Genomic DNA, 24,050 nt, shown 5'->3' on the forward strand with positions numbered 1-24,050 from the left:
GCTCACCACCAGCCGCCGCCGTAGTACCCGCGGCGGTAATAGCCACGGCCGTAATAGCCACGATCGGCGGAGGCCGCGATCGCGCCGCCGATGACGCCGGCGGCGACACCTGCCGTGACCGCGCTGGCGGTCTCGTTGGAGGCGCGGCGGTTCTCGACATAGTTGGCGGAGCGGCACTGCTGATAGGCACGGGTGCCGGGGCGGAAGCCCTGAGACTCGCAGGTGATCTCGGCGTCGGCGAGTGACTCCTGCGCCGTCTGGCAGCCGGCGAGCAGCGTCGCCAAAGCTCCGACAATCAGAATGGTACGCATTTCTTGTCCCTTTTTGCAGCCTCCCAAAGGCTGTCGGGGACTAAAATGCAGGACCTGGGGGAGGTCAAGCACAACAGCGCCATTTGGAAACAAATCCCTGGCTCGCGTGACGGCAAAGCCGCGTGCTCACGCCCAGTATCCCGGCGTCCGCGACGAAGATCGGTTGCGGCGCGGCCTCGGCCCCGCTCAACCAGCCTTGCGGGCGGGCTTCTCGACGGGCTTGCCCGAGCGCACCAGGCTTTCGATCTCGAGCGGCGGCATGCCGGATTTCTCGGCGATGAGCCGGTCCTGCTCCATGATGGCGTCGCGGGCCGGCTCGTCCCCGTCGAGCCCGCCTAGCAGCTCGGTCGGCACCCGCCGGTTGGAACGGCGCGAGCCGTCGACATAGACGACGTCGAACATCACGAACTCAGCCTCGAGCGGCTTCGACTTCTTGCGGGCCATGACAGGCTCCTCTTGAACGCGGGTCGCCCCGGGATCGCCCGGCGTGGTCACGGCGGCGCGTCGCGAGAGCGCGCGCTGCCGAAGCGAGGGGCGGACCGGAGGTTGATGCTGGGACGCCTAGCCCATGGCGGCGCGCCGTGCAATCGCGTCCGCCCTGTCGAATCCGCAGGCGCCCCCGCCCGGCACGGGCTTGCCGAACGCCGCCCGACGTCCTTAGCTCGCCCTCATCCGCCCGCGTCCCTGCAGGGCGCGAGGCCACCGTTCGGCGCGCCGGTGCCGGTCGTGGCGACGTTTTCCACGCGAAAGGGCCCTCGTGAAAATCCTGATCTTCGGTGGCGTCGGCTTCGTCGGTCTCAACATCGCCGAGATGTCCCTGCGCGCCGGGCATGATGTCGCGGTCTTCGACCGCGCGCCGGTGCCCGAAGCTGCCGCCCAGTTTTTTGCCGGCCTGCCGGGGCGGTTCGAGGCGATCCTGGGGGACGTCACCGACGAGACCGCTGTCGCCGAAGCGGTGCGTGCGGGCACCGACATCGTGTTGATGGGGGCGGCGATCACCGCAGGCCGCGCACGCGACGCCAGCGATCCGGCCACGACACTCAAGGTCAATCTGCTGGCGCAGGTGCCGATCCTCGCAGCCGCGCGGGCGGCCGGGGTGCGCCGCGTCATCAATCTGAGTTCGGCGGCGGCCTATGGCGCGGCTGGCGAGCGACTGCCTCAACTCGACGAGGCGACGCCGGGCGATCCGGTCGGGCTCTATGCCATCACCAAATGGGCGAGCGAACGCGTCGGCGCGCGGCTTGGCGATCTCTGGGGTCTCGACGTCGTCAGCCTGCGGCTGAGCGGCGTCTTCGGTCCCTGGGAGCGCGCCACGGGTGTGCGCGACACGCTGAGCCCGCATTGCCAGATCCTGGCGGCGGCTGTGGCGGGCGAGGCGGCGATCCTGCCGCGGCCGGGCCTGCGCGACTGGATCTATGCGCCCGATGTCGCCGATGCGGTGTTGGCCGTGACGGGCGCTTCGACGCTGGCGCACGGCGTCTACAATGTCTCGACCGGGCGCCGCTTCACCCTGCTCGACTGGGGCACGCGGCTGGCGAAAGCCTTCCCGGGTTTCGTTTGCCGGCTGGCGGCGCCCGGCGAGGCTGCGACGATCGACTTTCACGGCCCGACCGACCGCGCGCCCATGGCGGTGGCCCGGATCGCGCAGGATCTCGGCTGGCACGCGACAACGGACGATCTGGAGACGGCCGACAGGCTCGCGGCCTGGTGGCACACCCACGGACGGACCATGGAGACGGGACGATGAAACTCGCCGGGAAGACGGCACTGGTGACGGGCGCGGGCTCCGGCATCGGCCAGGCGATCGCGCTTCTGTTCGCGGCCGAGGGGGCGCAAATCGCGCTGGTCGACCGTAACGAGGACGGCCTCGCCGAGACGCAGGCGCAGATCGCGGCGGCGGGCGGCGCGGCGATCATCCAGCGCGGCGATGTCGGCGAGACGGGCTTTGCCAGTGCGGCGGTCGCGGCCTGCGCTGAACGCTTCGGTGGGCTCGATGTGCTGGTCACGGCGGCGGGCTACTCCTGCGGCGGCACGGTGACGACGACGGCTCCCGAGGACTGGGACGCGGTGTTCCGCGCCAATGTCGGCGGCACCTTCCTGTTCGCGCGTGCCGCGATCCCGCTGATGCAGGCGCGCGGCGGCGGGGCGATCGTCACCTTCGCCTCGCAGCTCGCGCTCGCCGGCGGGCGCGGCAACAGCGCCTATATCGCGGCCAAGGGCGCGATCCTCAGCCTGACGCGGACGATGGCGCTGGACTATGCGGCGGACGGGATTCGCGTGAACGCGATTGCGCCCGGCGCCATCGACACGCCGATGCTGCGGCGCAGCTTTGCCCGCCATGCCGATCCCGAGCCGATCCGCGAGGCCTCGCGCAACCGCCATGCGATGAAGCGCTTCGGCCGGGCCGAGGAGGTCGCGCAGGGCGCCCTCTATCTCGCCAGCGCTGCCTCTTCCTTCAGCACGGGCACGACGCTCGTCGTGGATGGCGGCTGGCTGGCGGCCTGAGCCTGTCGACAGGCCGCGCGAACGGCGCAAGATTGTCCGGCATGAAGGCTGCATTCGGGGCGAGCATGAAACATGATGGCCTCTCCGTTCTCGAAAGCCGCGTTGCGGCCGACCTCGCCCGCACGGCGCATCCGCGCGCGCCCTGGCTGAAACCCGTCGCGGCGCCGGACGGAACGCCCGCCCATGACGTCATTATCGTCGGCGGCGGCCAGTCCGGGCTCGCCACGGCCTTCGGGCTGCTGCGCTCGCGCGTCGACAACATCCTCGTGCTAGACAAGGCGCCGGCCGGGCAGGAGGGGCCCTGGCGCTCCTATGCGCGGATGCACACGCTGCGCAGCCCGAAGGATTTCACCGGCCCCGACCTCGACATGCCCTGCCTGACCTACCAGTCCTGGCACGAGGCGAAGTTCGGTACCGACAGCTGGGACGAGCTTGCCCTGATCCCGAAGGGGCACTGGGCGGATTATCTCGACTGGTATCGCCATGTCACCGGCATCCCCGTGCGCAACGAGGCAGAGGTGGTCGACATCGCGCCCGCCGGCGGCCTGCTCGCGGTGACGGTGCGCAGCGGCGGGCAGACGCAGCGCCTGCACGCCCGCAAGATCGTGCTCGCGACCGGCCAGGAGAGCATGGGCGACTGGAGCCTGCCGGCGCTGATCGCGGCGCTGCCGGCGGGGCGGCGCGCGCACAGCGCCGAGCCGATCGATTTTCGGGCACTGGCGGGCAAGCGCGTCGCCGTGATCGGGGCGGGAGCCTCGGCCTTCGACAACGCCGCGACCGCGCTCGAGGCTGGGGCGGCGGAGGTTCATCTGCTCTGCCGGCGCAAGGAGATCCAGGTGGTGCAGCCCTATCGCTGGCTGACCTTCCGCGGCTTCCTGCGCCATCTCGGCGATCTCGACGATGCCTGGCGCTGGCGCTTCATGAGCGCGGTGATGGGCCTGCGCGAGGGCTTTCCGCAGGCGACCTATGACCGCTGCGCCGACCACGACGCCTTCCGGCTGCATCTGGGGGCGCCGGTTCTGAGCGCTGTCGACGGGTCCGGCGGCGTCGAACTGGCGACGCCCACGGGTTCGCTGGCGGTGGATTTCGTGATCTGCGCCGCGGGCATCGAGATCGACCTCTCGGCGCGGCCCGAGCTGTCGCGCTTTTCCCGCAACATCGCGACCTGGGCCGATCGCTACACCCCGCCGGCTGCCGAGCGGGACGACCGGCTCGGCCGCTTTCCCTATCTCGGCGACGATTACGCGCTGACCGAGCGCGTGCCGGGCGCGACGCCCTGGATCGCCGACATTCATCTCTTCAGCATCGCCTCGACGATGAGCTTCGGCGCCTCGGGCTCGTCGATCAACGCGATGACGACCGCCGTGCCGCGGCTGGTGTCGGGTCTGACGCGGGGGCTGTTCCGCGCCGATGTCGAAAAGCTGTGGGAGGAATTCCAGGCCTATGACGTGCCGCAGGCGGTGGTGCGGCACCCAGCAGGCCAGCCCGCATCCTGAGTCGCGGGGCATGGCACCGGCCTTGCATAATGTTCCGTTCGGAACCAACCTGTCGATCGTCACCAAAAAAAAGCGAGGGGATCATCATGAGCATCTTGAGGACCGTCGGCCTTGCCGCGGCGCTGCTGTCTTCGACCGCCCTGCCGGCGCTGGCGCAGACCCGCGCCGAGACGCTGCGCCATGTCACCGGCGCCGCGATCAACACGCTCGACCCCAACATTCCGGGCTCGACCCGCGAGGCCTTCGGCCTGTCGCTGTTGACCTATGACCGCCTGCTCTCCTTCGGGAAGAAGCAGCTCGACGGCAAATGGGTCTTCGATCTCGACACCTTCAAGCCGGAGCTGGCCGAGAGCTACACGGTCAGCCCCGACGGGCTGAAGATCACCTTCAAGCTGCGCAAGGACGCCAAGTTCCATGACGGGACGCCGGTGACCGCCGAGGACGTGAAGTGGTCGCTCGACCGCGCGGTGACCGCCAACGTGCTCGGCAAGGGCCAGCTCCTGACGGGCTCGCTGACCAGCCCCGACCAGTTCAAGGTCGTCGACGCGCACACCTTCGAGGTGACGCTGCCCAAGCCGGACAAGCTGGCGCTGGCCAACCTCGCCGTGGTCTATCCGGTGATCTTCAACTCCAAGCTCGCCAAGTCGAAGGCGACCGCCGAAGATCCCTGGGCGCTGGCCTGGCTGAAGGAGAACACCGCCGGCTCCGGCGCCTACATCATCGAGAGCTTCAAGCCCGGCGAGACCACGATCCTGCGCCGCAACCCGGACTGGAACCGCGGCTCGGCCGAGAAGCCCGCCGCCTTCAAGCGCATCATCACCCAGACGATCCCCGAGGCTGCGACCCGCGCCAACCTCGTCGAGAAGGGCGATGCCGACATCGCCATCGACCTGCAGGCGACGGACGCCGCCGATCTCGAGAAGAAGGGCAAGCTGAAGGTCATCTCGACGCCGCAGTACAACGCCATCACCTTCGTCTCGTTCAACAACCAGATGGCGCCCTTCGACAAGCTCGAGGTGCGCAAGGCGATCGCCGCCGCGCTGCCCTATGAGGACATGTTCAAGGCTGCGCTGTTCGGGCGCGGCGCGCCGCTCTACGGCGCGACCTGGGCGGACGGCAAGGCCCCGACCGGCGCCGTCTTCCCGATCCCGCAGCCGGTGAAGACCGACCTCGTGGAGGCCAAGAAGCTGCTGACCGCGGCGGGCTTCCCCGACGGGTTCTCGACCACCTTCTCCTTCAATGTCGGGCAGGCCGGCACGGCCGAGCCGATGGCGGCGCTGCTGAAGGAATCGCTCGCCAAGATCGGCATCAAGGTCGACATCCAGAAGCTGCCGGACGCGCAGATGTCGACGCTGATCAACGAAAAGAAGGTGCCGTTCTTCACCGAGGGCATCGTCGCCTGGCTGCCCTCGATGGATTACTTCTACCGCAACTTCTACATCGGCCCGATCCGCTGGAACTACTCCTCGATCAACGATCCGCAGATCACGGAATGGGCGCAGGCGGCCCGTTTCGAGCCGGATGCGGCCAAGTACGCGGCGCTGGGCAAGCAGCTCAACACGCGGCATTTCGAGCTGATGCCGCAAATCCCGCTCTGGCAGCCCTCGCAGGACGCGGTGATGGCGCCTTCCGTCGAAGGCTATGTCTACCAGTTCCACCGCCAGATCGACTTCCGGGATCTGAGCCGGAAGTGATGTTGGGCTGAGTGGCTCGCAAACGCACACCGTCATCCTGGGGCTTCGCGCATGCGAAGTCCCGGGATCCATCATAAAGCACTGCGGTGCCCTATGATGGATCCCGGCCTGCGCCGCTTCGCGGCTTGTCCAGGGTGACGGTGAGGAATTGATCAAGGGCGAGCGAGACAACACATGTCGCAACTCTCCACCACCGCCAAACGGGCCGGCTGGCGCTTCGCATCGTCGCTGCCGGCGCTGTTTGGCGTGCTGGTCTTCACCTTCCTGCTGATGCGGGTGCTGCCGGGCGATCCGGCGGTGTTCTTCGCGTCGGGCCCCAGCGCGGGCAAGGAAGAGATCGAGATGATCCGCAAGCAGATGGGCCTCGACAAGCCGGTGCCCGAGCAACTCGTGCGCTATCTCGGCGATATCGGCGCGGGCAATCTCGGGCGTTCGCTGACGACGGGGCAGCCGGTGCTGGCGGATCTGAAATCGCGGCTGCCGGCCTCGCTGGAGCTGACCTTCTCGGCGCTGCTGATCGCGCTTGTGACTGCGATCCCGCTCGGGGTGGCGGCGGCGCTGCGGCAGGGCTCATGGGTCGATCACATCGTGCGCTTCATCTGCGCGCTCGGCGTCTGCGTGCCGACCTTCGTGTCGGGGCTTTTGCTGATCTACGCCTTCTATTACCTGCTTGGCATCGCGCCCGATCCGACGGGCCGGGTCGACATCTTCACCTCGCTGCCGCCGCGCCTGACCGGCTTCCTGCTGATCGACTTTGCCGTCGCAGGCGACTGGGAGGGCTGGCGCGCCGCGGCCTCGCAACTCGTGCTGCCGGCCTTCACCATGGCGCTGTTCGTGGTGGCGCCGCTGGCGCGCATCACGCGGGCCGCGATGCTGGCCTCGCTCGGCAGCGATTTCGTCCGCACGGCGCGCTCGCTGGGCCTGCCGCCGTCCAAGGTCATCGTCACCTATGCGCTCAGGAACGCGCTTTTACCGGTGCTGACCATCGCCGGCATCGTGTTCTCGACCATGCTGGGTGCCAATGTCCTGGTCGAGAAGGTGTTCTCCTGGCCCGGTGTCGCCTCCTATGCGCTCGATGCGCTGCTCTCCTCCGACTATGCGCCGGTGCAGGGCTTCGTGCTGCTGATGGCCTCGATCTTCGTCGTGGTGAACCTGACCGTGGACGTGCTCTACGGCATCGCCGATCCCAGGGTGTCGGTGGAATGAGGGGCTTTCATACGCGCGTCATGGTCGGGCTTGACCCGACCATCTCGGAAACGAGCCTCTCCTGCTTGAGATTCTCGGGTCTGCGCTTCGCTTCGCCCGAGAATGACGGGACGGGCTCACCCGGTCGTGGGTTCCGGGTTCGCGCCCGTGGCGCGCCCCGGAAAGACAAGGGGGCGGTGTACCCATGACCTCCTCCACCCTCCGCCACACCGTCTGGATCCTGCGCGGCAATCCGGTCACCGCCATTGCGGCCGCCGGCGCCTTCATCCTGTGCCTGCTCGCTATCATCGGCCCCTGGATCGTGCCGTTCGACCCGATCGCGTCCGACGTCGCCAATGCGCTGCAGCCGCCCAGTGCGAAATACTGGGCGGGGACCGACCAGCTCGGCCGCGACGTGTTCAGCCGGCTGATCGTGGCGACCCGGCTCGATCTTGCCATCGCGGCGTCGGCGGTGAGCCTGTCCTTCGTGCTCGGTGCGGTGGTCGGCGCGCTCTGCGGCTATACCGGCGGGCGGCTCGACCGCTATGTCGGGCGCTTCGTCGACGTGCTGATGGCCTTCCCGCTCTTCGTGCTGGCGATGGCGATGGTGGCCGCGCTCGGCAACCGGGTCGAGAACATCGTCATCGCCACCGCGATCATCAACCTGCCGTTCTACATCCGCTTCGCCCGGGCGGAGGTGAATGTCCGGCGCAATGCCGGCTGGGTGGAAGCCGCGCGCGCCAGCGGCGACAGCCATGTCTCGGTGGTCCTGCGCTTCCTCCTGCCGAACGTGCTGCCGGCGATGGCGGTGCAGGTCTCGCTCAATCTCGGCTGGGCGATCCTGAACGCGGCGGGCCTCTCATTCATCGGGCTGGGCGTCTCCGCCCCGACGCCGGAATGGGGCATCATGGTCGCGGAAGGCGCGCGCTTCATCTCGACCGGCAAATGGTGGCTCGTCGCCTTTCCGGGGCTGGCGCTGATGCTGACCGTGCTCTGCTTCAACCTGCTCGGCGACGGCCTGCGCGACATCCTCGACCCGCGGATGCGGACGTGATCATGCCGGCTTTTCTCGGAAACACGGCGTCATCCTGGACAAGCGGCGCAGCCGCGCAGCTCCGGGATCCATCGAAGGGCGACAGCGCTCTAGGATGGATCCCGGGCCTTCGGCCCAGGATGACGGCGCGGTTTGGCTGGGCGTCAGAGTTTTGACAGTGAACGTTTCCGAAACCGCCCCGCTGCTCGCCATCGAAGACCTCCACGTCACCTTCTCGACGCGGCGCGGGCTGGTCGAGGCCGTGCGCGGCGTGTCCTTTTCGGTCGCGGCGGGCGAGACGCTCGGCGTCGTCGGCGAGAGCGGCTCCGGCAAGTCGGTGACCGCGTTTGCGGTGACGCGGTTGCTCGATGCGTCGGGCCGAGTCAGCCAGGGCCGCATCCGCTTTGCCGGCGAGGACATCACCAGAGCCTCCTCGAAGCAGCTGCGCCGCATCCATGGCGCGGCGATATCGATGATCTTCCAAAACCCGCGGGGCGCGCTGAACCCGATCCGCACGGTCGGCCAGCAGATCGCAGACGCGATCATGGCGCATGAGCCGATCTCGGCGGGCGCGGGCCGGGCGCGGGCGCTCGAGCTGCTCAAGGCGGTGCTGATCCGCGAGCCCGAGAAGCGGCTCGACGCCTATCCGCACGAGCTCTCCGGCGGCATGTGCCAGCGCGTCATGATCGCCATGGCGATCGCCTGCGCCCCCAAGCTCCTGATTGCCGACGAGCCGACGACGGGGCTCGACGTCACCACGCAGAAGACGGTGATGGACCTTCTCGCCAAGATCACCGCCGAGCGCGGCATGGCGATGATCCTGATCACGCATGATCTCGGGCTGGCCTCGCGCTACTGCCAGCGCGTCTGCGTGATGGAACAGGGCCAGGTGGTCGAGGAGGCGCAGCCGCTGTCGCTGTTCAGCGCGCCGCAGCACCCCTACACCAAGCGCCTCGTCGCGGCCTCGCCGACCGCGACTTCGACGATCGCGGATCTCGCGCCGGAAGCGCTTTTGCCGTCAGCCGTCTCCCATAGCCCTCATCCTGAGGAGGCCGCGCCAGCGGCCGTCTCGAAGCATGGTTCAGCGGTCCCGGAGCCTTCTGGAGCATCCTTCGAGACGAAGCCTGTGGCTTCTCCTCAGGATGAGGGCTCGGGGAAGAAGCCCGCCCCCGGCACGCCGCTGCTGCTCGAAGTCCAGAACCTGGTTAAGCGCTACGACCGCGGCGTGGTCGCGGTGAACGACGTCTCCTTTGCGATCCGGGCCGGGGAGAGCCTCGGGCTCGTCGGCGAATCCGGCTCGGGCAAGAGCACGATCTCGCGGCTGGTCTGCCGGCTGATCGACGCCAGCGAGGGCGAGATCCTGTTCGACGGCCAGGCGATCGGCACGCTGCCGGCGCGCGATTTTCATCGCTCGCCGCTACGCAAGGACATCCAGATCGTCTTCCAGGACCCGACCGACAGCCTCAACCCGCGCTTCAACGCCTTCGACTGCATCGCCCATCCGCTGCGACGGCTGCTGAACATGAAGGACGGGGCGGCACTCACCGCACGCGTCAGCGAATGTGCGGAGCGCGCCGGGCTGCCGAGCAGCCTGCTGGAGCGCTTCCCCCATCAGCTCTCGGGCGGGCAGAAGGCGCGTGTCGGCATCGCGCGCGCCATCGCCTGCCGGCCGCGGCTCCTGATCCTCGACGAGCCGACGGCGGCGCTCGACGTCTCCGTCCAGGCGGTGATCCTGCAGCTGCTCGACCGCTTGAGGCGCGAGGACGATCTGGCGCTGCTCTTCGTCAGCCACGACCTCAACGTCGTCCGGATGATGTGCGAGCGCACCGTGGTGATGCAGAACGGCGCCATCGTCGAGCAGGGCGAGAGCCTGGCGCTGTTTGCCGCGCCGCAGACCGATTATGCCCGGACCTTGCTCGAGGCGGTCTTGCATCTCGGCGGGCCGACCGTGCGCTGAGGCGGTCGATCCGGCCTTGAAATTGCGGCAAAGCGGCGGATCATGGCGCCCGATGTTTCGTCACCGCCCGAGGACAGCCTTCATGCCCCGTCTCCCGCTGCTGCCCGCTCTGGCGCTGCCCCTCCTGCTCGGCGCCTGCGCGATCCCGACCTCGCGCTCCAACATCGTCGTGCTGACCGAGAACAAGAGCGTGGTCGAGCCCTGCACCAAGCTCGGCGAGATCGACGGCGCCTCGGAGCTGCATGCGATCCTGGTGCTCGACAAGGCGCGCGAAGCGGCGATCTCGCGGCTGAAGATCCGCGCGGCCGACATGGGCGGCACCCATGTCCTCAGCAGCGTCGCCGACATCAAGTGGAAGGGGCCGTCCACCACGGGGACGGTCTACAAATGCGGCGCGTGAGGGGTCTCGTCATGGTCGGGCTTGACCCGACCATCTCCGGCTCCAGCCTTCTCGTCCCGAGGTTCTCGGGTCAAGCCCGAGAACGACGCCAAGACGTCGGCCGCCTCACAGCCTCGTCAGCCACTCGTGCTCGGCGGCGTTGTGGAATTTCCAGGTCCGCTTCGGGCCGGCCATGACGTTGAGATAATAGAGGTCGTAGCCGTGGCAGGTGGCGCAGGGGTGGTAGCCCCTGGGCACCAGAACGACGTCGCCATCCTCGATCGCCATGGCTTCGTCCAGGCTGCGGTCGTGCGTGTAGACGCGCTGGAAGCCGAAGCCCTGCGGCGGGTTCAGCCGGTGGTAGTAGGTCTCTTCCAGATAGCTTTCGCGCGGCAGGTCGTCCCGGTCGTGCTTGTGCGGCGGATAGCTCGAGGTGTTGCCGGCCGGCGTGATCACCTCGACGACGAGGAGCGAATCCGCCGGCTCGTTCTCGGGGAGGATGTTGGTGACGTGGCGGGTGTTGGAGCCCTTGCCGCGGACCTCCTGGCCGAGATCATCGGGCGCGATCACCCGCACCGGCAGGCCGCCGCCCAGGCCGGGCGCGGTGCAGACCGCCAGCTCCAGATCGGTGGTCGCCGTCACCGACCAGCTTGATCCTTGCGGGACATAGACCGACCAGGGCTTGCCCTCGAAGGGCGACATGCGCTGGCCGAGTTCACCGAGAGCCTGCCCGCCGGCGGCGACGTTGCCCTTGCCGGTCACGAAGACGAGGCAGGCCTCGCGATCACCCGTTGCCGCAGCGACGCTCTCGCCGGCTTTGAGCCGGTGCAGCTCGAAGCCGACATAGGTCCAGCCGGCGCTCTCAGGCGTGACGCGGGTGACGCGGCCGTGGCTGCCGGAGGGGCGGATCTTGAGGTGGGACATGGGGTGCTCCAATCCGGGTTCGTCATGCTCGGGCTCGACCCGAGCATCTCCTGCAAGAGATTCTCGGGTCTGCGCTTCGCTTCGCCCGAGAATGACGCTGGCTTCACACCAGCCCCGCTTCGGTGATGAAGCAGCTGAGATTGGCGTGGCCGAGCTTCGCGTACGTCTTGGGCTCTGCCTTCTTCGGGTCCTGCTCGGCCTCGACGACGATCCAGCCAGAATAGCCCTGCAACTCCTTGAGCACGCGGACATAGTCGATCAGCCCGTCGCCCGGCACGGTGTAGACGCCAGCCAGCACCGACTGCAGGAAGGACCAGTCCTCCTTGTTGGACTGCCACATCACGGCCTCGCGGATGTCCTTGCAATGGACATGGTGGATGCGGGGCTTCCAGTGTCTTGCGATGCGGGCGGGATCGCCGCCGCCCCAGGTGGCGTGGCCAGTGTCGAGCAGGAGCCCGACGGCGTCGCCGGTCACGGCCATGAAGCGGTCGATCTCGGATTCGGTCTGCACCACCGTGCCCATATGGTGGTGATAGACGAGCTGGAGGCCGTATTCGGCTTTCAGGCCTTGAGCGAAGTTCGTGTAGCGCGCGCCGAACGGCGCCCAGCCATCCTTCGCCAGAACCGGGCGGGCCGAGAGCGGCTTGGCCATGTCGGAATGGATCGCGTTCGAGGTCTCGGCGGCGATCAGCACGGTGCAGCCCATGTCGCGCAGCAGGGTGGCGTGAGCCTTCACGGCCGCCATCTCGGCGGCGACGTCGCGGATCAGCAACTCGGTCGAGTACCAGCCGGAGACGAGCGTGTGGCCATGGGCGTCGAGGATCGGCTTCAACGCGGCGGCGGTGCGCGGGAACTTGTTGCCGAGCTCCATGCCGGTGAAGCCGGCCGTGCGGGCCTCGCTGAGGCAGGTCTCGAGCGGAATGTCGCCGCCGATCTCCAGCATGTCGTCATTCGACCAGCCGATGGGGTTTGCGCCGATGCGGATCATGTGTGGGGTCTCTCTTACGTTCGCTGATCGTCTTCGGTCGTCATCCTGGACTTCGCGAAGCGAAGGCCGGGATCCATCGGAGGGCGCTGTTGCCTTGGATGGATCCCGGTCGACCTGCGGTCGCCCAGGATGACGGCGCGATTATCCGGGCTTCAGATACCAATCGTCTGCCGCTTGCGGCGCTCGTCATAGCTTGCCCGTGCGGCGCGGACTTCGGCGCGTTCGCTGACCTCCGGCACCGCGACATCCCACCAGGCGCCGCCAGCGCCGGTCGAGACCAGCGGGTCGGTGTCGATGACGACGACCGTGGTGCGGGTGTTCGCTTTCGCCTGGGCGAGCGCGGTTTCCAGCTCCGCGATCGAGCCGGCCTTCAGCGCGATCGCGCCGAGGCTTCCGGCATGGGCGACGAAGTCGATCTCGGGCAGGGTCTCATGCCGGGCGTCCTTGAGCAGGTTGTTGAAGGAGGCGCTGCCGGTCGCGTTCTGGAGACGGTTGATGCAGCCGAAGCCGCGGTTGTCGAGCAGCACGATGGTGAGCTTGAGGCCGAGCATCACCGAGGTCGCGATCTCGGAGTTCATCATCAGATAGGAGCCATCGCCGACCATGACGACGACCTCGCGGTCGGGCCGCGCCATCTTGGCGCCAAGCCCGCCGGCGATCTCGTAGCCCATGCAGGAGAAGCCGTATTCGGCGTGGTAGGAGCCGGGCGAGCCCGCCTGCCAGAGCTTGTGCAATTCGCCGGGCAGCCCGCCGGCCGCATGTAGCAGGATGACCTCCGCGCCGAGGCTGCGCTGGACGGCGCCGATGACCTGCGCGTCCGAGGGGAGCGCCGCATTGGTCGCGGCGGTGACGGCCTGCGCCTCCTGGCGCCAGGCGGCCTTGCCGGCCTTGGCGCCGGTGGTCCAGCTGGCGGGTGCCTGCCAGCCACCGAGCGCGTCGCGCAGTTCGGCGAGGCCCTCGCGGGCGTCCGCCACCAGCGGCAAGGCGCGGTGCTTGCCGGCGTCGAACGCCTGGACGTTGAGGCCGATCACGCTCTTGCCGGCGGCGAAGAGGGCCCAGGAGCCGGTGGTGAAATCCTGCAGGCGCGTGCCCACCGCGAGGATGAGATCGGCCTCCGCCGCGAGGCGGTTGGCGGCGCCCGTGCCGGTGACGCCGACGGCGGCCATGTTCAACGGCGCATCGTCGGGCAGGGCGGACTTGCCGCCTTGCGTCTCGCAGACGGGGATGCCGGTCTGCGTCGCAAAGCGGGCGAGTTCGTCGCTTGCGCCGGAATAGAGCACGCCGCCGCCGGCCACGATCAGCGGCTGCTTCGCGGCCTTGAGCGCGGCTGCGGCCGCAGCCAGCTCGCCGCGGTCGGGCCGCGGGCGGCGCGGCGTCCAGAGCCGCTCCTCGAAGAAGCTCGCGGGATAGTCATAGGCCTCCGCCTGCACGTCCTGGCAGAGCGCGAGCGTCACCGGGCCGCATTCGGCCGGGTCGGTCAGCACCTGCATGGCGCGCTGGAGCGCCGGGATGATCTGCTCGGGCCGGGTGATGCGGTCGAAATAGCGCGAGACCGGCTTGAAGCAGTCATTGGCGGAGACCGTACCGTCGCTGAAATGCTCAACCTGCTGGAGGACGGGATCGGGGATGCGGTTGGCGAAGACGTCGCCGGGCAGCAGCAGCACCGGCAGGCGGTTGACATGGGCGAGCGCCGCAGCCGTCACCAGATTGGTTGCGCCGGGGCCGATCGAGGTCGTCGCGGCCATGAAGCGGCGGCGCATGTTCGTCTTGGCATAGGCGATGGCCGCATGGGCCATGGCCTGCTCGTTATGGGCGCGGAAGGTCGGCAGGCGCTCGCGCTCCTGCCAGAGCGCCTCGCCGAGGCCTGCGACATTGCCATGGCCGAAGATCGCCCAGACGCCGCCGAAGATGGGCAGGCGCTCCCCGTCGATCTCGGTCATCTGGCGGCTGAGATAGCGCGTCAGCGCCTGAGCCATGGTGAGGCGGATGGTGGCGGTCATGTCGGGTTTCGACTCTCCATCACGAATAACGCTGTCATTCCGGGGCTTCGCGCAGCGAAGAACCCGGAACCCATGACCGGGTGAGCCGGTCGCAATCGGGTTTGAGATGTCTTACCCGGTCGTGGGTTCCGGGTTCGCGCCTGCGGCGCGCCCCGGAATGACAGAGGTGGCGTCCGGCCGAACACGGCCTAGGCCGCCTTCCGGCCACGCGTGGCGAGCCAGAGCTCGGTCAGCGCGCCGAAGCGGCGGGCCATATCGGCGATGGCGGCCTCGTCGTCGATGCGGCCGGCGAGCCAGGCCTCGGCGGCGGCCATGAAGATGGTGCGGCCGACGGCGAAGCCCTTGACGATGGGGGTGGCGGCCGTGGCGGCGAAGCCGGCCTCCAGCGCCTCGGCGGGGGCGTCGAGCCCGAGCAGCAGCACGCCGCGGCACCAGGGGTCGTTGCGGGCGATGGTCTGCTCGATCGCGGCCCAGGCGGCGGGAGAGGCCTGCGGCTCGAGCTTCCACCAGTCGGGCTTGATGCCGAGGTCGTAGAGCTCCTGCATCGCGCAGGCGATGGTGTCGGGGCCGAGCGGGCCATGCTTGCTGGCGATGATCTCGACCAGCAGCTCCCGGCCGACCTTCCGGGCTGCCTCGAACAGGCCGCGCAGCGTCTCCTGCTGGGCCTGCTTGAGCGCGGGCTCGTCGTCGGGGTGGTAGAAGCACAGCGCCTTGATGCAGTGATCGACCGGCCATTCCGGCAGAGCCGAGCCGATATCCTGGCTTCCCTCAAAGCGCAGCGGCCGCGAGCCCGGTAGCTCGACCGGGCGGCCGAGCCAGGAGAAGGGGTGGCGGGCGAATTCGAACATCGCCTCGCGGCCATGCTTCTCGTCGAGCAGCATGCCGTAGCCCGGCCGGCCGGCCGCGACGCGGGCGGCAGCCTTGACCGCCAGCACCTTGAAGTCGCGGATGCGGGCGGGGTCGGCACCGAGCTTCTGCGCGACCTCTTCCAGTTGGGCGCGGTGGTCGCAGGCGAGCGCCATCAGCGAGGGGATGTCGCGGCGGCGCGTCGTCGCCCAGTGGATGTGGTTGATCGCCTCGTCCTTGCGAAGCGCGCGATGCGGGCTGCCGTTCTTGAGGAAGTACTGCAGCTCCGCGAAGGTCGGGCTCTCGGGCGAGCAGAGCAGGCGCGAGACGGCGAAGGCGCCGCAGGCATTGGCCCAGGTCGCGGCCGTCTGCAGGGTCTCGCCGCCGAGCCAGCCGCGCAGGAAGCCGGACATGAAGGCGTCGCCCGCGCCGAGCACATTGTAGACCTCGATCGGGAAGCCCTTGCCGATGATGCCGTCCTCGAGATCGTCGGAGATTTCGCCCTCATAGACGATGCAGCCCATCGGGCCGCGCTTGAGCACGATGGTGGCGGGGGTGAGCGCGCGGATCGTCTTCAGCGCCGGCAGCAGCTCGCTCTCGCCCGAGGCGATCAGGATCTCCTCTTCGGTCCCGACGACGAGGTCGCAGCCGGGCAGGACGCTTTTCATCCGCTCCGAGACGGCGGCTGAGGCGATGTAGCGGTTGTCGCCGGCGGCATGGCCGGCGAGCCCCCAGAGATTGGGCCGGTAGTCGATGTCGAGGATGACCTTGCCGCTCTGCGCCCGCATCAGCCGCATCGCCTTGCGCTGGGCGGCCTCGGTGTTGGGCCTCGCGAAATGGGTGCCGGTGACGACGACGGCGCGGGCCGTGGCGAGGAAGGCCGCGTCGACGTCCGCCTCCTCCAGCGCCATGTCGGCGCAGTTCTCGCGGTAGAACAGCAGCGGGAAGGATTTGTCGCTCTCGACCGAGAGGATGGCCAGCGCCGTCAGTCGCGTCGGGTCCGTCTTCAGCCCGTCGAGGGTGACGCCCTCGCGGGCGAGCTGCTCGCGCAGGAAGCGGCCGAACTGCTCGTCGCCGACGCGTGTCAGCAGGGCCGAGCGCAGCCCCAGCCGAGCCGTGCCGATGGCGATGTTGGCCGGGCAGCCGCCGACCGATTTGGCGAAGCTGCCGACATCCTCGAGCCGCGAGCCGATCTGCTGGCCGTAGAGATCGACCGAGGCCCGGCCGATGGTGATGACGTCGAGCGTTTGCGCGGGTCCGCCCTGCGGTCCGGCCATGTCGTTCTCCCGGCTTGTCCTGCCCCTGGTCCCGGCTGCGCAGCACGCTCCGGGCGATCCGTCGCTTACGAAATAACAGTTCTACTTTCCAGTCAATTCGGAACGTATGTTCCCGATCTGGACAGCGGCAGCGCGTGTCAGGAGGCGCTGCGTGTGGGTCCGCGTGGCTTGCCGGGCTTGCGGTCCCGGCGCGCGTCGCCGATGCCGACGGCCAGCGCCATCGACAGCGCCATGGTGGCCGAGAGCGTGCGGAAGCCGCCGAAATCGGCCTCCGCGACCTCGAACCAGAGCGTCGCGAACTGGACGAGCGGCGAGAAGGCGCTGTCGGTGATGGCGACGACCGGCACGCCCCGCTCGGAGAGCTGGCGGGCCTCGTCGATCGTCTCGGCCGCATAGGGCGAGAAGCTGACGGCGAGCGCGACGTCGCGCTGGGTCGCGAAGGAGAGGATCTCGGGGCTCAAGCCAGCGGCCGATTCGACGAGCTGGTTGCGCACGCCGAGCTTGCCGAGCGCATAGGCCATGTAGCTCGCCACCGGGTATGAGCGACGTCGCGCCAGAATATAGACCGTCTCCGCCCCGGCGAGCGCTGCGATGGCGCGGTCGAGCTGCGCCTCGTCGAGCGAGCGGGCCATGAGGTCGAGCGAGGTGCCGGACGCGGTCAGGAACCCCTCGAGGATGCGGTGATTGGCACCGTTGCCGCCGACATCGGCGCGCAACGCATTGAGCCGTTCCTCATAGCTCGAATTGCGCTCGCGCAGCCGCTCGCGGAAGACGCTCTGCAGGCTGGTGAAGCCGTCGAAGCCGAGATGCTGGGCGAAGCGCACCAGCGTCGAGGGCTGGACACCGGCAGCGTCCGCGATGCTGGCCGCCGTGCCGAAGGCGATCTCGTCGGGATTGTCGAGCGCATAGGCGGCGACCTGGGCGATCCGCTTTGGCAGCGACTGGCGGCGGGCGAGGATCAGCGATCTCAGGCCGTCGAAATCGCGAGGGGCCGAAAGGGCCGTCTCGTCCGTCATGTAATCGCTCTCCCGGCCGCGCGCCGCGCGTCAGCCCTTCTGGCAGCGTGCGCGGAATGGATCAAGTGTTCCAGAGATGGAACGCGCTGCGGCGTGCGCGCGATCCGGGCTGGATCGGAGGCCGGCGCCATGGCACGCAGCCTGCAGGCGCGGCGCGCCATCCCAAGAGAGCGAGCCCCGATGAAGATTCTGCTGCTGAACCCCAACACCAGCGAGAGCCTGACGACGCGGCTGCGCGATGCGGCGGTGCAGGTCGTGGGCCCTGACACGCAGATCGTGCCCGCGACCGCACCGCGCGGCGTTCCCTACATCTCGACGCGGGCGGAGGCGCAGATCGGCGGCGCGATCGCGCTCGAGATGCTGGCGGAGCGGGCGGGCAGCTATGATGCGGCGGTGATCGCGGCCTTCGGCGACCCGGGCCTGTTTGCGGCGCGCGAATTGTTCGAGGTTCCGGTGGTCGGCATGGCGGAGGCCGCGATGCTGACCGCCTGCATGCTCGGCCGGCGCTTCGCGATCGTCACCTTCGCGAGCGCGCTGGGGCCCTGGTACCAGGAATGCGTCGAGATGCACGGCATGGCCGATCGCTGCGCCGGCATCCGCATGCTCGACGGCGCCTTCCGCTCGATCTCCGACGTGCAGGAGGAGAAGGAGGAGTTGCTGGTCGCGCTCGCCATTGATGCGGTCGCCAGCACGCAGGCCGATGTCGTGATCCTGGCCGGGGCGCCGCTGGCGGGGCTGGCAGCGAAGGTGCGTGAGCGTATTCCCGTGCCCGTCATCGACCAGGTTCAGGCGGCGGTGAAGCAGGCCGAGACGCTGGCGCTGCTGCGCCCGCTCAAGGCGCGCACGGGCAGCTTCGCGCGCCCGGCGGGCAAGGAGAGCGTGGGGCTGGCGGGACCGCTGGCGGACTGGATCGCAAGGCGGGGGTAACCGTCGCAACTTGCAGCCAGAGCCACCCCCGTCATCCTGGACAAGCCGCCCCCGGGTCCTGCCTGCGGCAGGCCCGAGGACAGGCTCCGCGGCGCAGGCCGGGATCCATCATCGGGCTCCGCGGCGCCCGATGATGGATCCCGGTCGGCCTTTGGCCGCCCAGGATGACGGCGCGTTTCAAAGCATGATCGGAATGACGGCAGACCTCTACCCCACCCCGCTCGCGCCGCAGGTCTGGCCGCCATCGACCGGCAGGCAGACGCCGGTGATGAACTTGGCCTCTTCGGAGGCGAGGAAAACGGCCGCGTTGGCGATGTCCCAGGCGGTGCCCATCTTGCCCATCGGCACGAGCGCGTCGCGGGCGGCGACCATCTCCTCGACGGATGGGTACTGCGCGGAGATCTGCTTGTAGATCATCGGCGTGTCGATCAGCCCGGGCATGATGCAGTTCGCCCGGATGCCCTGCCGGGCATACTGCATGGCGATCGCCACCGTCGCCTGGTTCACGGCGGCCTTGGTCGCATAATAGGCGAAATAGGGATAGCCGACCCAGCGGATCGCGGCGATCGAGGAGATGTTGACGATGGCGCCGCCGCCGCCGGCCAGCATATGCGGAATGACGGCCTTGGAGCAGCGATAGACCGGGCCGAGATTGAGGTCGATCGCGGCCTGGAACTGCTCCTCCGACAATTCGACCGGCCCGCCCATATGGGTGACGCCGACATTGTTGTGCAGGATGTTGATGCGCCCGAAGCGCGTCATCGTCGCGGCGACGGCGGCATCGATCGAGTCCTGCCGCGTGACGTCGGCGGCGAGCGCGATGGCGACGCCGCCTTCATCGGCGATGATCTGCGCGGTCTCGTCCGCCGCCGGCTGGCTGATGTCGATGCAGGCGACGCGGGCGCCTTCACGGGCGAAGGCGACGGCGGCCGCCTTGCCGTTGCCCCAGCCCTCGCCGGAGGAGCCGGCGCCGAAGACGACGGCGATCTTGCCCTTGAGCCGGTCGGCCATGGTGGTCTTCCTTCGTCTCGCGGTCGAACCGCGCCGTCATGCTCGGGCTCGACCCGAGCATCTCCTGCAGGAGATTCCCGGGTCTGCGCTGCGCTTCGCCCGAGAATGACGGGCGCGGTCGTCGAAGGCCTCAGCTCAGCGAGCCGCCGACGGCCTTCTCGAGGATCGCCCAGGCCTCGTCGCCATACTTCTTCTTCCACTCGGCATAGAAGCCGGCCTTGCGCAGGGCGTCGCGGAAGGGATCGGCCTTGGTGTCGTTGAAGACCATGCCCTTGCTTGTGAGGTCGTCGCGCAGGCCGGCATTGAGCTTGGCGACGTCGGCCCGCTCCAGCTCGGCGGCGGCGTTGAGGTTTTTCGCGACGATGGCGCGCAGGTCCTCGGGCAGGCGGTCCCAGGCGCGCTTGTTGCCGAGGAACCAGAAGCCGTCCCACATGTGGTTGGTGACGGAGAGGTACTTCTGCACCTCGAACAGCTTGGCGGTCGAGATGATCGCGAGCGGGTTCTCCTGCGCGTCGACGATCTTGGTCTGCAGCGCGGTGTAGACCTCGGCGAAGTTGATGCTCGCGGGGGCCGACTGGAAGGCGGTGAACATCGAGGTCCAGAGCGGCGAGACCGGCACGCGGATCTTCAGGCCCTTGAGATCGTCGGGGGTGTTGATGGGGGCCTTCGACGAGGTCATCTGGCGGAAGCCGTTGTCCCAGATCTTGTCCATGACGACGAGATTGGCCTTGCCGATCTGGCCGCGGACATAGGCGCCGAGTTCGCCGTCCATCGCCTTCCAGACGGAGTCGTAGTTGGGGAAGGCGAAGCCGATGCCGGAGACCGAGGCGTTGGGCACCAGCGTCGAGAGGATCAGCGGCGACAGCGTAAAGAACTCGACGCCGCCGGAGCGGACCTGGCTCAGCATGTCGGTGTCGGAGCCGAGCTGGTTGTTGGGGAAGATCTGGATGGCGACGCGGCCCTTGGTCTCGGCCTTGATCTTCTCGACCGCCTCATTGGCGCGCACGTTCAAAGGGTGCGCCAGCGGCAGGTTGTTGGCGTATTTGTAGGAGAATTCGGGCGTCTGGGCGGAAGCCGTGCCGATATGGAAGGTGCCGATCGCGGAGGCGGCGGCGGTGCCCTGGAGCAGGATGCGGCGTGAGATGGTCATGGTCGTTTCTCCCTGTGGTGGTTTTGTTTTGATTGGTGTCGAAGTCGATCTGTTACCCGTTCGATCTCATCCCCTCAGCCCTCATCCTGAGGAGCTGCGCAGCAGCGTCTCGAAGGATGCTCCAGACGGTTCCGGAGCCTCCTGGAACATCCTTCGAGACGCGAGCCCTGCGGGCTCGCTCCTCAGGATGAGGGCTGTGGGTGGGGGCAGGTAAACAGCCCATCCTCACAGCACCCAGGTCGAGAGGCCCGGCACGACGGCGATGACGATGAGGCCCGCCAGCAGCGCGATCAGATAGGGCCAGATTGCGCCCATCGCCTCGTCGGGCGAGACGTTGCCGATCTTGCACGCGATGTAGAAGCCGATGCCGATCGGCGGCGTCATCAGGCCGATGTTCATCGCGGTGACCACGACCATCGAATAATGCACGTCGTTGATGCCGAGGTTCTTGGCGATCGGGAACATCAGCGGCGCCATCAGCACGATGGCCGGCAGGCCCTCCAGCACGCAGCCGAGGATCATGAAGACGACGATCGTCACCGCCATGAAGGTCAGCCAGCCGCCGGGCAGCCCGACCATGACGTTCGCCAGGTCGCGCGCGAAGCCGGTCTGGGTCAGGGCCCAGGCCATGGCGAGCGCGGTGCCGAGGATCATCAGGATCGCGCCCGACAGAGCCGCGGTCTCGACGAACATCGCGTAGAATTTGCGCCGGCTGATGCCGCCATACAGGATCATGCCGATGATCAGCGCGTAGAGCACGGCGATCGTCGAGACCTCCGTCGCTGTGGCGACGCCGCCGCCGACCGCGCCGCGGATGATGAAGGGCAGAACCAGGGCCGGGCCGGCGATCAACGCGGTCTTGCCGATGACCGAGAGCGAGACGCGGCGCACGCCCTGCATGTCCTCGTGGCGCGCCTTCCAGCGGGCGAGGATGGCGAGCGCCAGCAGCAGCACCATGGCGATGGCGAAGCCGGAGTTGAACAGCCCGGCGATCGAGACGCCGGCGACCGAGCCGAGCACGATCAGCACGATCGAGGGCGGCACGGTGTCGGCCATGGCCGCTCCGGTGGCGAGCAGCGCGATCAGTTCCTTGGGCTTGTAGCCGCGGCGTTTCATCTCGGGAAACAGCGCCGGCGCCACGGTCGCCATGTCGGAGACCTTCGAGCCGGAAATGCCGGAGACCAGAAACAGCGAGCCGAGCAGCACATAGGACATGCCGGCGCGGACATGGCCCAGCATGGAGGCGAGGAAATCGACGATCGCCTTGCCCATGCCGGTGGCATCGAGCACGCAGCCGAGCAGCACGAAGATCGGCACCGACAGCAGGATGATGCTCGACATGCCCTCGTCCATGCGGCCGACCATGACGATCATCGGCACGCTGGTGGAGAACATCAGGAAGCAGAGCGTGCCCATGCCGAAGCAGAATGCGATCGGCACGCCGGCGACCAGGCAGAGCGCCACGACGCCGAGCAGGAAGATCAGGATGTTGCCGTAGCCCAGCCCCTTGAAGGTCGGGGTCAGCAGCCAGAACGCCACGCCGATGGCGACGACGAGCGCGCTCGCCAGCACGAGGTCACGCAGGGTCGAGGTCCGATAGGCGTGGCGCAGCGCCAGCAGCGTCATCAGGGCGATGCCGGTGGCGATGGCCGAGACGCGCCAGCTGTTGGGAATGTTGAGCGCGGCCGAGGTGACGAAGCTCTCCTCGATCGCATAGTCGATCGCCGGGTAGATCATCGCCATCAGGAAGGCGGCGACGACCAAGAGCGCGAAGGTGTTGGCGAAGCCGCGCAGGCGCTCCGGCATCATGCCGATGAACAGCGTCAGGCGCAGATGCTCGTTGCGGTCGATCGCGATCGCGGAGCCCAGCATGGCGAGCCAGAGAAACGAGATCGAGGCGACCTCGTCGATCCAGATCACCGGCAGCGAGAAGACGTAGCGCGAGGTGACGCCGAGCAGAAGCACGCCGATGATCAGGGCGACGAGAGCTGCCGCGATCGCCTCGACCGGGCGCATGAAGGGCGAGCCCGGGCGGACGTCGTCCAGCTCGGCCAGGGCCTCGGGCAGGGCGATCCTGTCGGCGATGTCGACCATGACGCCGGCTCAGCCGCAAAGCGGCGCGCGAGGCGCCGCGACCGGGTGGTCGGGCGAGAAGGCGGTCGTGGTCGGCACGGAGCCCGCGACCCTGCTGGTGGCCTGCATCGGCATGAATTCATCTCTCCCATGCGCATCGATCTTGGTGGCTTGTCGGGCAGCCGTCGATGCGGTCCATACTGTGACCTGGATCACATTTGGTTGTCGCGGAGATTACACGACAGTCTCTGCATTGCAATCCGCAAACGGTCGAACTACGCTCGACGAACAAGAACAAGGTCCATATCGTGGACCGACCTGAGGACGCCAGGGTGTCACCATCCAACGAGTCGCGTGCCGGCCTGTCCGGTTCGCAGAGCGTCGATCGCGCGCTGCGGCTGCTCGCGCTGATCGGCCGCGAGCCGGCCGGCGGCCTGCCGCTCGCCGAGATCGTGGCCGGCAGCGGCCTCAACAAACCGACCGCGCGCCGGCTGCTGCTGGCGCTGATGCGCGCGGGGCTGGTCGAGCAGGAGCGGGAAACCCGGCATTACTGCCTCGGCGAGGAGGCTTTCGTGCTCGGCGTGCTGGCGGCGCGGCGGCACGGCCTGCTGGAGCTCGCGATGGAGAGCCTGAGGCGGCTCTCGACGGTCACGATGGATACGAGCTTCCTTTCGGTCCGGCGCGACCATTACTGCGTCTGCCTGCATCGCGAGGAGGGCACCTATCCGGTGCGCACGCATGCGCTGCAGATGGGCGATCAGCATCCGCTGGGTGTCGGCGCGGGCTCGCTCGCCCTGCTGGCGGCGCTGCCCGACGACGATGTGGACCGCATTCTGGCCGCCAACGAGCCCGCGCTGCGCGCCCGCTACCAGGGGTTCGCGCCGGAGATCCTGCGCGACGATCTCGCGCTTGCCCGCCGGCGCGGCTTCGCCCTCAACCCCGGCCGGCTGGTCGCCAGCTCCTGGGGGCTCGGCATGGCCTTTCGCTATCCGGACGGGCGTGTCGCCGGCGCGCTCAGCCTCGCGGCGATCGACAGCCGCATGGCGCCGGAGCGACAGGACGAACTGGCCGGCCATCTGCGCGCCGAGGTGACGCGGATGGAGCGGCTCTTGGCGGCGATGTTCGTTCCGGGTCGCAAGGTTGCGGACCGGACCGTCCGGCCCGTCGCGCCGGCGCTCGAGGCGAGGCGGGCGTGAGGTGTATTGTATCCTTCCCAAACGGCGTCATCCCGGGCGACCGCAGGGAGACCCGGGATCCATGCCGGAACGCTTCAGGCAT

The 24,050-nt window shown here is 68.4% G+C and carries 20 protein-coding genes; 10 read left to right on the forward strand and 10 right to left on the reverse strand.

Annotated elements, in window-relative coordinates; all coding sequences use genetic code 11:
- Positions 1-2 precede the first annotated feature (2 nt).
- Positions 3-311, reverse strand: coding sequence for a hypothetical protein (locus Q8S38_RS23525; RefSeq protein WP_305682763.1), 309 nt, complete (start codon positions 309-311; stop codon positions 3-5).
- 186 nt (positions 312-497) lie between these two features.
- Positions 498-755, reverse strand: coding sequence for a hypothetical protein (locus Q8S38_RS23530; protein WP_305682764.1), 258 nt, complete (start codon positions 753-755; stop codon positions 498-500).
- Positions 756-1,068: 313 nt separating this feature from the next.
- Here Q8S38_RS23530 and Q8S38_RS23535 point away from each other — a divergent pair, with 313 nt between their 5' ends.
- The 8 genes from Q8S38_RS23535 (at position 1,069) to Q8S38_RS23570 (ending at position 10,581) form a co-directional block, all read left to right on the forward strand.
- Complete coding sequence (locus Q8S38_RS23535) at positions 1,069-2,058, forward strand: NAD-dependent epimerase/dehydratase family protein (RefSeq protein WP_305682765.1); 990 nt, start codon at positions 1,069-1,071, stop codon at positions 2,056-2,058.
- Entirely contained in the window at positions 2,055-2,816 is a 762-nt protein-coding gene (locus Q8S38_RS23540; protein ID WP_305682766.1) for an SDR family oxidoreductase, read from the forward strand. Before Q8S38_RS23535 ends, Q8S38_RS23540 begins: the two co-directional genes overlap by 4 nt.
- A gap of 41 nt (positions 2,817-2,857) precedes the next feature.
- Complete coding sequence (locus tag Q8S38_RS23545) at positions 2,858-4,312, forward strand: NAD(P)-binding domain-containing protein (protein WP_305682767.1); 1,455 nt, start codon at positions 2,858-2,860, stop codon at positions 4,310-4,312.
- Positions 4,313-4,398: 86 nt separating this feature from the next.
- Complete coding sequence (locus tag Q8S38_RS23550) at positions 4,399-6,006, forward strand: ABC transporter substrate-binding protein (protein WP_305682768.1); 1,608 nt, start codon at positions 4,399-4,401, stop codon at positions 6,004-6,006.
- A gap of 174 nt (positions 6,007-6,180) precedes the next feature.
- Entirely contained in the window at positions 6,181-7,212 is a 1,032-nt protein-coding gene (locus tag Q8S38_RS23555; protein WP_305682769.1) for an ABC transporter permease, read from the forward strand.
- A gap of 184 nt (positions 7,213-7,396) precedes the next feature.
- On the forward strand, positions 7,397-8,245 hold the full coding sequence (locus Q8S38_RS23560) for an ABC transporter permease (RefSeq protein ID WP_305682770.1): 849 nt from the start codon (positions 7,397-7,399) through the stop codon (positions 8,243-8,245).
- A gap of 157 nt (positions 8,246-8,402) precedes the next feature.
- Positions 8,403-10,181 (forward strand): nickel ABC transporter ATP-binding protein NikE, encoded by a 1,779-nt coding sequence (nikE, locus tag Q8S38_RS23565; RefSeq protein ID WP_371125956.1) that lies wholly within the window; start codon positions 8,403-8,405, stop codon positions 10,179-10,181.
- Between the two features lie 82 nt (positions 10,182-10,263).
- Positions 10,264-10,581, forward strand: coding sequence for a hypothetical protein (locus Q8S38_RS23570; RefSeq protein WP_305682771.1), 318 nt, complete (start codon positions 10,264-10,266; stop codon positions 10,579-10,581).
- 105 nt (positions 10,582-10,686) lie between these two features.
- Here Q8S38_RS23570 and iolB read toward each other — a convergent pair whose 3' ends face one another.
- The 5 genes from iolB to Q8S38_RS23595 all read right to left on the reverse strand — a co-directional run bounded on the left by iolB (position 10,687) and on the right by Q8S38_RS23595 (position 17,611).
- Positions 10,687-11,484 carry a 5-deoxy-glucuronate isomerase gene (gene iolB / locus Q8S38_RS23575; RefSeq protein ID WP_305682772.1) on the reverse strand — a complete coding sequence of 266 codons (798 nt, stop codon included), beginning with the start codon at positions 11,482-11,484 and terminating at the stop codon, positions 10,687-10,689.
- Positions 11,485-11,587: 103 nt separating this feature from the next.
- The gene (gene iolE / locus Q8S38_RS23580; protein ID WP_305682773.1) at positions 11,588-12,472 is read right to left on the reverse strand and encodes a myo-inosose-2 dehydratase; all 885 of its coding nucleotides are present in this window, start codon (positions 12,470-12,472) and stop codon (positions 11,588-11,590) included.
- A gap of 152 nt (positions 12,473-12,624) precedes the next feature.
- Entirely contained in the window at positions 12,625-14,472 is a 1,848-nt protein-coding gene (gene iolD / locus Q8S38_RS23585; protein WP_305682774.1) for a 3D-(3,5/4)-trihydroxycyclohexane-1,2-dione acylhydrolase (decyclizing), read from the reverse strand.
- 188 nt (positions 14,473-14,660) lie between these two features.
- Positions 14,661-16,595, reverse strand: a complete 1,935-nt coding sequence (locus Q8S38_RS23590; RefSeq protein WP_305682775.1) for a bifunctional 5-dehydro-2-deoxygluconokinase/5-dehydro-2-deoxyphosphogluconate aldolase — start codon at positions 16,593-16,595, stop codon at positions 14,661-14,663.
- Positions 16,596-16,732: 137 nt separating this feature from the next.
- Complete coding sequence (locus Q8S38_RS23595; RefSeq protein WP_305682776.1) at positions 16,733-17,611, reverse strand: MurR/RpiR family transcriptional regulator; 879 nt, start codon at positions 17,609-17,611, stop codon at positions 16,733-16,735.
- Positions 17,612-17,791: 180 nt separating this feature from the next.
- Between Q8S38_RS23595 and Q8S38_RS23600 the strand changes: the two genes are divergently transcribed.
- Positions 17,792-18,538 carry an aspartate/glutamate racemase family protein gene (locus Q8S38_RS23600; protein ID WP_305682777.1) on the forward strand — a complete coding sequence of 249 codons (747 nt, stop codon included), beginning with the start codon at positions 17,792-17,794 and terminating at the stop codon, positions 18,536-18,538.
- A 207-nt stretch (positions 18,539-18,745) separates the two neighbouring features.
- Here Q8S38_RS23600 and Q8S38_RS23605 read toward each other — a convergent pair whose 3' ends face one another.
- The 3 genes from Q8S38_RS23605 to Q8S38_RS23615 all read right to left on the reverse strand — a co-directional run bounded on the left by Q8S38_RS23605 (position 18,746) and on the right by Q8S38_RS23615 (position 22,793).
- On the reverse strand, positions 18,746-19,549 hold the full coding sequence (locus Q8S38_RS23605; RefSeq protein ID WP_305682778.1) for an SDR family NAD(P)-dependent oxidoreductase: 804 nt from the start codon (positions 19,547-19,549) through the stop codon (positions 18,746-18,748).
- A 130-nt stretch (positions 19,550-19,679) separates the two neighbouring features.
- On the reverse strand, positions 19,680-20,699 hold the full coding sequence (locus Q8S38_RS23610) for a TRAP transporter substrate-binding protein (protein ID WP_305682779.1): 1,020 nt from the start codon (positions 20,697-20,699) through the stop codon (positions 19,680-19,682).
- A 225-nt stretch (positions 20,700-20,924) separates the two neighbouring features.
- Entirely contained in the window at positions 20,925-22,793 is a 1,869-nt protein-coding gene (locus Q8S38_RS23615; protein WP_305682780.1) for a TRAP transporter large permease, read from the reverse strand.
- Positions 22,794-23,104: 311 nt separating this feature from the next.
- Here Q8S38_RS23615 and Q8S38_RS23620 point away from each other — a divergent pair, with 311 nt between their 5' ends.
- Positions 23,105-23,968, forward strand: a complete 864-nt coding sequence (locus tag Q8S38_RS23620; protein WP_371125957.1) for an IclR family transcriptional regulator — start codon at positions 23,105-23,107, stop codon at positions 23,966-23,968.
- The last annotated feature ends 82 nt before the right edge of the window (positions 23,969-24,050 follow it).

Source organism: Allobosea sp. (genome assembly GCF_030695125.1).
Lineage (GTDB): Bacteria > Pseudomonadota > Alphaproteobacteria > Rhizobiales > Beijerinckiaceae > Allobosea.